Origin of the sequence: Streptomyces sp. ISL-12 (assembly GCF_018614415.1) — a bacterium.
Classification (GTDB): Bacteria; Actinomycetota; Actinomycetes; order Streptomycetales; family Streptomycetaceae; genus Streptomyces.
On record NZ_JAGGOO010000190.1, the window covers coordinates 1 to 11,724 of the forward strand.

11 protein-coding genes are annotated in these 11,724 nt (G+C 74.4%); 3 read left to right on the top strand and 8 right to left on the bottom strand.

The annotated features are described in order from the left end of the window. Window positions 1–144 precede the first annotated feature (144 nt). From J7I94_RS36910 to J7I94_RS36930, 5 genes are read right to left on the bottom strand one after another with little or no spacing between them, the layout of a single operon-like run. Window positions 145–969 (bottom strand): ECF transporter S component, encoded by an 825-nt coding sequence (locus tag J7I94_RS36910; RefSeq protein WP_215174587.1) that lies wholly within the window; start codon window positions 967–969, stop codon window positions 145–147. Continuing rightward, window positions 966–2,660, bottom strand: a complete 1,695-nt coding sequence (locus J7I94_RS36915) for an ABC transporter ATP-binding protein (protein ID WP_215174589.1) — start codon at window positions 2,658–2,660, stop codon at window positions 966–968. The genes J7I94_RS36910 and J7I94_RS36915 overlap by 4 nt, the downstream gene beginning before the upstream one ends. Further along, a complete protein-coding gene (locus J7I94_RS36920) occupies window positions 2,657–3,745 on the bottom strand; it encodes a CbiQ family ECF transporter T component (RefSeq protein ID WP_215174591.1) in 1,089 nt (362 codons plus the stop codon). Before J7I94_RS36920 ends, J7I94_RS36915 begins: the two co-directional genes overlap by 4 nt. Then, a complete protein-coding gene (locus tag J7I94_RS36925; RefSeq protein ID WP_215174593.1) occupies window positions 3,735–4,433 on the bottom strand; it encodes an SCO2322 family protein in 699 nt (232 codons plus the stop codon). Before J7I94_RS36925 ends, J7I94_RS36920 begins: the two co-directional genes overlap by 11 nt. Further along, window positions 4,430–5,662 (bottom strand): prenyltransferase/squalene oxidase repeat-containing protein, encoded by a 1,233-nt coding sequence (locus J7I94_RS36930; protein ID WP_215174595.1) that lies wholly within the window; start codon window positions 5,660–5,662, stop codon window positions 4,430–4,432. The genes J7I94_RS36925 and J7I94_RS36930 overlap by 4 nt, the downstream gene beginning before the upstream one ends. Before the next feature lie 486 nt (window positions 5,663–6,148). On the opposite strand from J7I94_RS36930, the gene J7I94_RS36935 reads away from it, so the two are divergent. The 3 genes from J7I94_RS36935 to J7I94_RS36945 are packed head-to-tail and all read left to right on the top strand — an operon-like array spanning window position 6,149 to window position 9,629. Further along, complete coding sequence (locus J7I94_RS36935) at window positions 6,149–7,831, top strand: glycosyltransferase (protein WP_308114848.1); 1,683 nt, start codon at window positions 6,149–6,151, stop codon at window positions 7,829–7,831. Beyond that, window positions 7,825–8,559, top strand: a complete 735-nt coding sequence (locus J7I94_RS36940; RefSeq protein ID WP_215174597.1) for a class I SAM-dependent methyltransferase — start codon at window positions 7,825–7,827, stop codon at window positions 8,557–8,559. Before J7I94_RS36935 ends, J7I94_RS36940 begins: the two co-directional genes overlap by 7 nt. Further along, complete coding sequence (locus J7I94_RS36945; RefSeq protein ID WP_215174600.1) at window positions 8,556–9,629, top strand: prenyltransferase/squalene oxidase repeat-containing protein; 1,074 nt, start codon at window positions 8,556–8,558, stop codon at window positions 9,627–9,629. Before J7I94_RS36940 ends, J7I94_RS36945 begins: the two co-directional genes overlap by 4 nt. Window positions 9,630–9,642: 13 nt before the next feature. Here J7I94_RS36945 and J7I94_RS36950 read toward each other — a convergent pair whose 3' ends face one another. The 3 genes from J7I94_RS36950 to J7I94_RS36960 all read right to left on the bottom strand — a co-directional run. Further along, window positions 9,643–9,930, bottom strand: coding sequence for a hypothetical protein (locus J7I94_RS36950; protein ID WP_215174602.1), 288 nt, complete (start codon window positions 9,928–9,930; stop codon window positions 9,643–9,645). Window positions 9,931–10,083: 153 nt separating this feature from the next. After that, window positions 10,084–10,935, bottom strand: coding sequence for a DUF5336 domain-containing protein (locus tag J7I94_RS36955; RefSeq protein WP_215174604.1), 852 nt, complete (start codon window positions 10,933–10,935; stop codon window positions 10,084–10,086). A 91-nt stretch (window positions 10,936–11,026) separates the two neighbouring features. Then, window positions 11,027–11,724: N-acetylmuramoyl-L-alanine amidase (locus J7I94_RS36960; RefSeq protein WP_215174606.1), on the bottom strand; the 698-nt coding region annotated here is incomplete at its 5' end.

The window sequence follows — 11,724 nt, forward strand, 5'->3', positions numbered from 1 at the left end:
CCAAACGACAGGCCCTAGTACGCGGAAAACCTGAGCAGTCCACAGCCGCATGTCCCCCACCCGCTCGTTCGAGCACCCCCAGGACAGTAGGAGCCGGAATGGTCACGTGTTGCGGGAAGGTGGCAGTCACCCCGCGAGGAGTGGTCACGCTGATTCGAAGGTGACCGGCGCCTCGAACGCCGCCCGGCGGGTGGCCCGGCGCAGGGCCTTGAGGACCGGGGTGCCGAGGGCGAGGGTGAGGACGACCGTCATCACCGCGCGGCCCGTGTCCCAGCCCAGGGACGTGGCCAGGCAGTACGCGGTGAAGCGGGCCAGGTTGCCGGCGAGGCCGGCGTCGGGGTCGGGGGCGATGTCCGAGCCGTCGGGGTCGAGGAAGGGCCAGCCGGCCGCGTTCATGAACACGCCGTAGGCGAACGCGGCCAGGAAGCCGTACCCGGCGAGCAGTACCGACTCCGTACGGCCGCGCAGGCGGTCCGGGAAGGGCAGCAGGCCCGCGCCCATCGTGAACCAGCCCATCGACAGCATCTGGAACGGCATCCACGGGCCGACCCCGCCGGTGAGCAGCGCGGAGGCGAACATCGTCACCGAGCCGAGGACGAAACCGAAGCCGGGGCCGAGGACCCGGCCGCTCAGGACCATCAGGAAGAACATCGGTTCCAGGCCGGCGGTGCCCGCGCCCAGCGGACGCAGTGCCGCGCCGGTCGCGGCCAGGACGCCGAGCATCGCGACCGCCTTGGGGCCGAGCCCCGACTCGGAGATGGTCGCCGCGACCACCGCCACCAGCAGTACCAGGACGCCCGCGAACAGCCACGGCGCGTCCTGGGCGTGGGCGTTGACCGTCGCCTCGGGCGGGGCGAGGAAGGGCCAGGCGATGCTCGCCAGGCCCACCGCGCTGACCAGCGCCAGCGCGGCGACCGAGCGGGGGCCGAGGCGTACGGCACGGACCCGGCGGAGGCGGCCGGGGGTCATGCCAGGACCTCTCGTGCCAGGGCGTCCCGTACCTGGGCGACCGTCAGCCACCGCTGCGGGGCGAGGACCTTGGCGACCTGCGGGGCGAAGGAGGGGGAGGCGACCGACACCTCCGTGGTGGGACCGTCGGCGATCACCTCGCCCTCGGCCAGCAGGACGACCCGGTGGGCCAGTTCGGCGGCGAGTTCCACGTCGTGCGTGGCCAGCACGATGGCGTGGCCCTCGGCGGCCAGTGCCCGCAACAGGGTGACCAGGCGGGACTTGGCGCCGTAGTCCAGGCCCCGGGTCGGCTCGTCGAGGAGGAGCAGGGGCGGGCGGGCGGTGAGGACCACCGCCAGGGCGAGGGTGAGGCGCTGGCCCTCGGAGAGGTCGCGGGGGTGGATGGCGTCGGTGACGCCGGGGAGCAGGCCGGACAGGAGCGCGCGGCAGGTGCCCGGCTCGGCGTCCGCGTCCCGGTCGGCGGCCAGGCACTCGGCGGCGACCGTGTCGGCGTACAGCAGGTCGCGCGGCTCCTGCGGGACCAGGCCGACCCGGCGTACCAGGTCACGGGGTGCCGTGCGGTGCGGTACCAGGCCCCCGGTGCGTACCGACCCGGCGCTCGGCTCGACCAGTCCGGTCAGCGCGCCCAGCAGTGTGGACTTCCCGGCGCCGTTGCGGCCCATCAGGGCGACGGTCTCGCCGGGGGAGACGGTGAGGTCGACGTGGCGCAGCGCCGGGACGCGGCCCCGGCGGACGGCGAGGCCGCGCACCTCGGCGGCGTACGGGACGGGGGCCGGACCGTCGGGCGCGCGGCGCCGGAGCCGGCGGGAGGCGGACGGGCGCGGGGCCGGGAGCGCGGTGGCCGGGGCGACGGGGGCCGCCGGTGTCCGGGGGTGGGCGGCCAGCCGTTCCCGCAGCGGTGCCGCCCGGCGGCGGGCGTCGCGCACCGTCAGCGGCAGCGGGGACCAGCCCGCCAGCCGGCCCAGCTCTACCACGGGCGGGAACACCGGCGACACGGCCATCACCTCGGCCGGGCTGCCCAGGACGGGCGCCGCGCCCGGCGCGGGCAGCAGCACGATCCGGTCGGCGTACTGGACGACCCGCTCCAGCCGGTGTTCGGCCAGCAGGACCGTCGTCCCGAGGTCGTGGACCAGGCGTTGCAGCACCGCGAGGACCTCCTCGGCGGCGGCCGGGTCCAGCGCGGAGGTCGGCTCGTCGAGGACCAGGACCGACGGGTGCGCGGTGAGCACCGAGCCGATCGCGACCCGCTGCTGCTGGCCGCCGGAGAGGGTGGCGATCGGCCGGCCGCGCAGCGGGGCCAGGCCCAGCAGGTCCAGGGTCTCCTCCACCCGGCGGCGCATCACGGCCGGGGGCAGGCCGAGCGACTCCATGCCGTAGGCGAGTTCGTCCTCGACGGTGTCGGTGACGAAGTGGGACAGCGGGTCCTGGCCCACCGTGCCGACCACGTCGGCCAGTTCGCGCGGCTTGTGGGTGCGGGTGTCGCGGCCGGCGACCGTGACCCGGCCGCCGAGGGTGCCCCCGGTGAAGTGCGGGACCAGACCGCCGACCGCGCCGAGGACGGTGGACTTGCCGACGCCGGACGGCCCGGCGAGCAGCACGAGTTCGCCCTCCGGCACCTCGAAGTCCACGCCGCGCACGGTGGGTTCGTCCGCCCCGTCGTAGGTCACGGAGACGTCTTCGAAGCGGATCACGGTACTTCCTCGACTCGGGGCGCGGGGGTGACGAAGGCGGGCAGCAGGCCGAGCAGACAGGCCGCCGCCGGCCACAGCGGGAGGACCGGCGCGGTGAGCGGCACCACACCCGGGTGCAGCGCCGCCGGGTCGTGTACGGCGGCCAGCGCCATGAGCCCCGCGACCGCCGCCCCCGCCCCGGCGACCAGCCAGGCCCGTACGTCCCACCGGTCCGGCCGGTACCGGGTGCGCACCGACCGGCGGCCCCCGAGCCGCAGCCCCGCCAGCGCGGCGGCCAGCCCCGCCACCAGCACCGGCAGCCCGTACGTGCCGCCCTCGGCGGTCAGCAGCCCGTACGTCCCCGCGCAGACGCCGACCAGCCCGCCCAGCGTGAGCCCGGCGGTGACCCGGCGTACGGCGACGGGGACCTGGGCGGTACGGCCGTACCCGCGGGAGTCCATCGCGGCGGCCAGCGCGACCGACCGTTCCAGGGCGCCCTCCAGCACCGGCAGTCCGACGTGCAGCAGACCCCGTACGCCGCGGTCGGGACGGCCGCGCAGCCGGCGGGCGGCGCGCAGCCGCCGGACGTCCGCGATCAGGTTCGGCGCGAAGGTGAGGGCGACGACGACGGCGACACCGGCCTCGTACAGGGCGCCGGGCAACGACTTGAGCAGGCGGGACGGGTTGGCGAGGGCGTTGGCCGCGCCGACGCAGATCAGCAGGGTGGCCAGTTTCAGACCGTCGTACAGCGCGAAGACCAGCGCCTCGGCGGTGACCCGGCCGCCCAGGCGGATGCCCTGCGCCCAGTCGGGGAGGGGGACTTCGGGCAGGGTGACCAGGACGTGGGTGCCGGGGACGGGGGAGCCGAGGACGACGGTGAAGAACAGCCGGATCAGCAGCACGGCCAGGGCGAGCTTGACGAAGGCGCCGTAGGAGCGGGCCCAGGGCGCGTGCGTGCGGCGGGCGGTCACCACGTACGCGGAGACGGCCAGGAGGAGGCCGAGCAGCAGGGGGTTGGTGGTGCGGGTGGCGGCGGTACCGAGGCCGAGGGCCCACAGCCACCAGGCGCCGGGGTGGACACTGCCGGTCGCGCCCTCACGCACCACGACCGCGCCGCCTCGCCTGCCACACCGCCGCCGCGCCGAGCACCGCCACGACGGCGACGCCGGCGATCAGGCCCACCGAGGGGCCGCCGTCTTCCGTGGACCGCTGGTCGGCGGAAGCCTGTTCCTTGCCCTGTTCCTTGCCCTGTTCCTTGCCCTGCTTCCCTTCGGCGACCGCCTCCCCGCACCCAGCCTCCGGATACCCGGCGATGGCGCACAGCAGGGCGTTCGTGTCGTACCGCAACGGCTTCGCGACGGACGCGAGCGCCTCCGCCGTCGTCGCGTCGTCGTCGACCCGGGCGCACGCCGTGCGGGGCTCGGGCGGGGTCTCGCCGGAGGGCGCGTCGGCGGACGTACCGAAGTCCAGGACGAGGGCGACCCGTTTGCCGCCCTCCCGCGCGGGCGTCTGCGCGCAGATCTCCGCGAAGTCCGCCGTCCCGCGCGGCCGGGCAGCGTCCCCCGAGTCCTCGCTCACCGCGAACCGGAACCCCTGGACGTCCCCGTCGTCCGGCCGGGCGGAGGACGGACCCTGCGTGGCGTACGTCCACCGGTCGCCGTCACGGTCCCAGAACGACCAGTACCGGTAGCCGGTGGCCTGCGCCTGCCCCGCGCCGACGACTCCGGTGACTCCGGTGACTCCGACGACGAGGAACAGCGCGGCCAGGGCCAGGCGGGCGGCCCGGCGGATCACGGCTGCCGCTTCCGGTTGCTGATCAGGAAGCCGATGCCGATGCCGACGACCGCGAAGACGCCGACGTACCACCAGGTGCCGAAGGGGGAGTCGTCTTTCTCCTCGGCCTTCCCCTCGGCCTTTCCCTCGGCCTTCTTGTCGTCCTTCTCGTCGTCCTGGTCGGCGGGGCTCGGCCCCGTCGCGTTCAGTGCCTTCACCAGGTCGGTGCCGCCGAAGTCGGTCGGGTCGGTGCCGGCGGCGTGCGCCGCGAAGACGAGCTGGGCACAGGCGGCGGGGCCGCTCTGCTGCGCCCAGCTCCCGGCGTTCTTCTCCAGCCACGCCAGCGGCTTCGCCGCCCGTTCGGCCCCGCCCTGCGCGGCCAGCGCGACGACGGCGTCGGCGGTGTTGCCGTAGTCCGGCTGGTCTTCGGCGCCGGCGAGGGCGGAGGTGAGGTGGCCGTCCTTCGCGAGGGCTTCGGTGAGGTAGGCGGCCCCGTTGGCGGCGGCCTGCTCCCGGTCGCCGCCGCCGGCGCACTCGGCGTCGCCCGCCGCCTCGCCGGGCCCGGTGACCAGGCCCTTGCCGAGCGCGCCGAGCACTCCGGCGGCGGTGGCGTCCGCGTTGGCGGTGAGCTTGCCGTCCTCGTCGGGCTGGAAGGCGAAGGCACCGTCGCCCTGGTCGCAGGGGAGGGCGAACGTCAGCAGCGCGTCGTAGGGGGACTTGCCGCCCTTGACGACCTTCGCGGGGTCGGTGCCGGTGGCGGTGAGCGCGCCGATGACGACGGAGGTCGAGTTGGCGTCGCTGGCGCCGCCGGGGGAGTAGCCCCAGCCGCCGTCCTCGTTCTGTACGGACTTCAGCCAGGTCAGGGCGGAGTCCACGGCGTCGTCGTGGCCGCCGAGCGCGGCGAGGGCCTGGACTGCGGCGGCCGTGCTGTTGGTGTCGACGGGCGTCTTGGCGTCGCAGTCCGTGGCGGTGGAGGCGCGGTAGGGCGCGAACGCGCCGTCGTCGCACTGCTGCCCGGTGAGCCAGTCCACGGCCGACGGGGCCGGGGTGACGCCCTGCGTGTCCTGCGCGAGCAGCGCGAGGGACTGCCGCCAGACCCCGTCGTACGTCGGGTCGGAGGTGCCGAAGAGCCCGGACGGCAGGGAGGGGGACGCGGACGGTGACGGACCGGCGGCCACCGAGGGAACGGCGGCGGCGCCGACCACGGCCACGGCGGCCAGCGCCACGGCGCTGCGGCGAAGGACGTTCATGAGCGGCGGGTGCCTTTCCCTGTGCGGGGACGGGCAGCACGGGGCACCCCCGGCGGCTCGGCCCCGTATGCCTCGACGGTGCCCGTGCGCGGCGGGTGCCGGGCACGTGAGCCGGTCACGGTTCCGTCCGGGCGATCCGGCTGCACCCCCCTTGCTGGAGGGCTCGCGGATGGGGGTCCCCCCGGTTCGAGCGAAGTCGAGAAGTGGGGGAGGGACAGCGCCGGAATTGCACCGGCTTCCTCCCGTACGGGTGTGATACGACCTCGTTACTCTACCCGTCCCTGTGACGGACGTCAGAAACAGGCGCCGGCGACGGGTGTTCGCCCCGTCGGCCCCGGCTCCCGTGGCGTGAATCACCTGATCCACCGATCACAGTGACCTTACTTGCCGGTAGATTCGAAGCCTCCGAACGATCAAGTCTGGAACTTGTTCCGATCAATGTCCCGACGTAATGTCGCGGGAACGTGCAGGCAGAAGGGGACCCAGGTGACCGCTGAGGCCAGTCGGACGGGGCCCTTTCAGGACGAACGGCCGCTCCGCATCGCGCTCCTCACCTACAAGGGCAACCCGTTCTGCGGCGGCCAGGGCGTCTACGTCCGCCACCTCTCCCGCGAACTGGCCCGTCTCGGCCACAGCGTCGAGGTCATCGGCGCCCAGCCCTACCCGGTGCTCGACGAGGGCCTCCCGCAGTTGTCCCTCACCGAGCTGCCCAGCCTCGACCTCTACCGCCAGCCCGACCCGTTCCGCACCCCGAAGCGCGACGAGTACCGGGACTGGATCGACGCGCTGGAGGTCGCCACCATGTGGACCGGCGGCTTCCCGGAGCCCTTGACGTTCTCGCTCCGCGCCCGCCGCCATCTGCGCGCCCGGCGCGGCGACTTCGACGTCGTGCACGACAACCAGACGCTCGGCTACGGCCTGCTGGGCGACGTCGGCGCCCCGCTCGTCACCACCGTCCACCACCCCGTCACCGTCGACCGGCGCCTCGAACTGGACGCCGCCGAGGGCTGGAAGCGCCGGTACTCCGTGCGCCGCTGGTACGCCTTCACCCGCATGCAGAAGCGCGTCGCCCGCCGCCTGCCGTCCGTGCTCACCGTCTCCGGCTCCTCCCGCCAGGAGATCGTCGACCACCTCGGCGTACGGCCCGACCGCGTGCACGTCGTGCCCATCGGCGCCGACACCGACCTGTTCTCGCCCGACCCGGCGGTGCCGAAGGTGCCGGGCCGGATCGTCACCACCTCCAGCGCGGACGTCCCGCTCAAGGGCCTGGTCTTCCTCGTCGAGGCGCTGGCCAAGACCCGTACCGAGCACCCCGACGCCCACCTCGTCGTCGTGGGGAAACGTCCCGCCGAGGGGCCCGTCGCCCAGGCGGTCGAGCGGTACGGGCTCGAAGGCGCCGTCGAGTTCGTCAAGGGCATCTCCGACGCCGAACTGGTCGACCTGGTCCGCTCGGCCGAGGTGGCCTGCGTGCCCTCGCTGTACGAGGGGTTCTCACTGCCCGCCGCCGAGGCCATGGCCACCGGCACGCCGCTGCTCGCCACGACCGGCGGGGCCATCCCCGAGGTGGCCGGTCCCGACGGCGAGACGTGTCTGGCGGTGCGGCCCGGCGACGCGGGCGCGCTGGCCGCCGGGCTGAACCGGCTGCTGGGCGACGCCGCACTGCGCGCCCGGCTCGGCGCGGCCGGACGGGAACGCGTCCTCGACCGCTTCACCTGGGCGCGCGCCGCCCAGGGCACGGTGACCCGGTACCGCGAGGCCATCGCCCGCTCGTCCCAGGCGGGCGCCGTCACCCGCTCGTCCTCGACAGGCGCCGTCACCCGTCCGTCTTCGTCCCAGGCGGGCCCCGTCACCCGCTCGTCTCCGACGGATCCCGTCACCCGCTCGTCTCCGACGGACCCCGTCACCCGCTCGCCCCAGGCGGAGGTCGCCGCCGGCTCGTCCCCGGCGGACGCCGTCCCCCGTTCGCTTCCGGCGGACATCGCCACCCGCCGGTCCCCGGCGGACATCGCCACCCGCCCGTCCCCGGCGGACGCCCCCGCCCGCTCGTCCCGGACGGGCGCTCCGGCCGCCGACCCGGTCGTGGCGCCAAGCCGTGGCGACCGGGCCGCGGCGCCGAGTCATGGCCGCGGTGCGGCCCCGGCAGAACCCGAAAGCAGGACCACGTGCTGACCGTCGACTTCTCCCGGTTCCCGCTCGCCCCGGGCGACCGCGTCCTGGACCTCGGCTGCGGCGCCGGCCGGCACGCCTTCGAGTGCTACCGGCGCGGCGCGCGGGTCGTCGCCCTCGACCAGAACGGCGACGAGATCCGCGAGGTCGCCAAGTGGTTCGCCGCCATGGAGGAGGCGGGCGAGGCCCCCGAGGGCGCCACCGCGACGGCGATGGAGGGCGACGCGCTGGCGCTCCCCTTCCCCGACGAGTCCTTCGACGTCGTCATCATCTCCGAGGTGATGGAGCACATCCCCGACGACAAGGGCGTACTCGCCGAGATGGTGCGGGTGCTCAAGCCCGGCGGCCGGATAGCCATCACCGTGCCGCGCTACGGCCCCGAGAAGGTCTGCTGGACCCTCTCCGACGCCTACCACGAGGTCGAGGGCGGCCACATCCGCATCTACAAGGCGGACGAACTGCTCGCGAAGATCCGCGAGGCCGGCCTCAAGCCGTACGGCACCCACCACGCGCACGCCCTGCACTCCCCGTACTGGTGGCTGAAGTGCGCGTTCGGCGTCGACAACGACAAGGCGCTGCCGGTCAAGGCGTACCACAAGCTGCTGGTCTGGGACATCATGAAGAAGCCGCTGGCCACCCGGGTCGCCGAGCAGGCGCTGAACCCGCTGATCGGCAAGAGTTTCGTGGCGTACGCGACCAAGCCGCACCTGCCGACGGTGGACGCCGCGTGACGACGCCCCGGACGGAACACCTGATCCTGCCGGGGGTCCTCACCGCCGACGAGGCCGCCGCGACCGTACGCGGCATCCTCGCCGTGCAGCGGGAGGACGGGGCGGTCCCGTGGTTCCGGGGCCACCACCTCGACCCCTGGGACCACGTCGAGGCGGCGATGGCGCTGGACGCGGCCGGCGAACACGAGGCCGCCGAGCGGGCCTACGCCTGGCTCGCCCGGCACCAGAACCCGGACGGCTCCTGGTACGCGGCCTACGCCGACGGCGACGCCGCCGACGTCACCGACCGGGGCCGGGAGACCAACTTCGTCGCCTACGTGGCCGTGGGTGTCTGGCACCACCACCTCTCCACCGGCGACGACGCGTTCCTGGACCGCATGTGGCCCACCGTGTACGCGGCGGTGGAGTGGGTACTGCGGCTCCAGCAGCCGGGCGGGCAGATCGGCTGGCGGCGCGACGACGACGGCACCGGCGCCACCGACGCGCTGCTGACCGGGAGTTCCTCCGTCCACCACGCGCTGCGCTGCGCCCTGGCCATCGCCGAACAGCGCGAAGAGCCGCAGCCCGACTGGGAGTTGGCGGCGGGCCTGCTGCGGCACGCGATCCGCCGCCACCCCGAGCGGTTCCTCGACAAGAACCGCTACTCGATGGACTGGTACTACCCGGTGCTCGGCGGCGCGCTCACCGGAGCCGAGGCCAAGGCCCGCATCGAGGGGGGCTGGGACCGCTTCGTCGTCCCCGGCCTCGGGGTGCGCTGCGTGGTGCCCAACCCCTGGGTCACCGGCGGCGAGTCGGCCGAACTCGCCCTCGCGCTCTGGGCGGTCGGCGAGTCCGACCGGGCCCTGTCGGTCCTCCAGTCGGTCCAGCACCTGCGGGACGCGGAGAGCGGCCTGTACTGGACCGGGTACGTCTTCGAGGACGACGCGATATGGCCGCGGGAGCTGACCAGTTGGACGGCCGGCTCCCTGCTGCTCGCCGTCGCCGCCCTCGGCGGCCACGAGGCCACCTGCCAGGTCTTCGGCGGCGACCGCCTGCCCCGGGGGCTGGACACCGACTGCTGCGCAGCCTGACCGTCCGGCGAGGTCAGTGCCGGTGCAGGCGGTTGGCGACGGCGTGGCCGACGAAGAGGTACACGACGGCGGCCAGGCCGTAACCGGCCACCACCCGCGCCCACGCCTCGTCGAAGGTGAACAGGTCACGCGACCAGCCCGCCAGCCAGGCGGCCGCGTCATGGACGAACTGGACCAGGTCGTTGGCCCGGTTGGCGTCCAGCAGGTACATCAGAATCCACAGTCCGAGGATGACGGCCATGATGTCCGCGATCACCGCGACGGCCGTCCCGGCGGAGTTGGAACCACGATAGCGAGACATGCCTACCGTCTGGCCCCGCACGCCTGTTTGAAACCACGGGCGGAGCAAGGGAGTTGACACGGTCGACTCGACTCGACTCGGCTCGGCTCGGCTCGACGGGACGGCGACGGCCCCCGCCCGGAGGCGGGGGCCGTCGCCGTGGTGTGCGCGGGCTCAGCCGCGCTGGATGCCCGAGGTGTCCTGGAGGACGCCGCGGCGGCCGTCCTGCGTCTGGGCGACCAGACCGGGACCGCGCTGCTCGACCGCCAGGTACCAGGTGCCCGGCGCCAGCTCCGCGATCGGCGTCGGCGAACCGTCCTCCGCGAACAGCGGACGCGGCACCGGCACCGCGAACCAGAACGGCGCGAAGTCCCCGGCCGGCTGCGGCGCCGGCTGGGCCTGCGCGGGCTGCGGCTGCGGCTGGGCCTGCTGCGGCTGCGGCTGGCCCGGGTAGGGCGAGCCCGGCTGCGGCTGCCCCGGCTGCCCGCCGTACGCCCCCTGCTGCGCACCCGGGTAGCCGTACCCGCCCTGCGGCTGACCGCCGTACGGCTGCGGCTGGGCCGGGCGGGGAGCGGGCAGGAGGGCGCCCTTGAGCGCCGGGACCAGCGGCGTGGCGATCGCGGCGGCGGCCATGACCACCGTGGCGACGAGGGCGAGGATCAGCCCGGTGCCCGCGCCGATGCCGTCGCCGCCGCCGTCGTTGTCGAACGCGCCGGCCGGGTCGAAGACGTTGCCGAGCGCGCTCCAGGCGGCGAACACCGCGAAGGCGGCGCCGAACTGGCCGAGGTCGAGACCGGCGACCTTGCGGGGCTGCGGCAGCGCGCGGGCCACGACGACGAACGCGGCGCCGATGATGCCCGCCAGGACCACCCCGAGCACGATCGGCCCGCTGCCCCACAGACTGGGAATGTCGGCGCTGTCCGAGGCGCCTTCGATCGAGTAGATGTCGAGGAACGACGCGATCAACAGCAACACCGCTGCCACGATCACCACGCCGTCGCCTCGAGTGAGGGAGCGGATATTCACTTCAGGTCCTTCTCGGGTCGTCGTCTCGTCGTCAACGGACGACACTATCCTCCGCACGTTCGGGCTGTCCGCCGGGATGCGGGCCTGATCGCTACCCGCGCAGGAAACTCACGATTCCCTCAGAGATCCCCTGTGCCGCCTTCTGCCGCCAGGCCCCGTCGGTCAGCAGCGCCTCGTCCTGGGCGTCGCGCATGTTGCCGCACTCCAGGAACACCTTCGGCACCGTCGAGAGGTTGAGACCGCCCAGGTCCGTGCGGGTCACCAGGCCGGTGCCGCCGCCGAGGTAGTTGGCGGGGGCGGTACCCGTCTCCCGTCCGAAGCCGTCCGCGACGCGTTTGCCCAGGTCGGCGGAGGGGGCGACGATGGCGCGGGTGTCGGCCGCGCCCTGGTGCACCGCACCCGGCAGGATCACGTGGAAACCGCGGTTGCCGGCCGCCGAGCCGTCGGCGTGGATCGAGATCGCCGCGTCCGCGCGCGCCTCGTTGCCGATCCTGGCCCGCTCGTCCACACAGGGCCCGTACTCCCGGTCGCCGTCCTGGGTCAGCTTCACCGTGGCGCCCCGCTCCCGCAGCAGGTCGCGCAGCCGGTGGGCGACGTCGAGGGTGAAGCGGGCCTCGGTGTAGCCGGCGTTGGTGGCGGTGCCCGTGGTGTCGCACTCCTTCCAGTGCGTACCGACGTCCACCTTGCGGTTGATCTCGGTCGGGTGCTGGAAGTTGGCCGGGTTGTGGCCCGGGTCGATGACGACGACCTTGCCCTTCAGGGAAGCGGGGGCGGGGGCGGGGGCGGCGG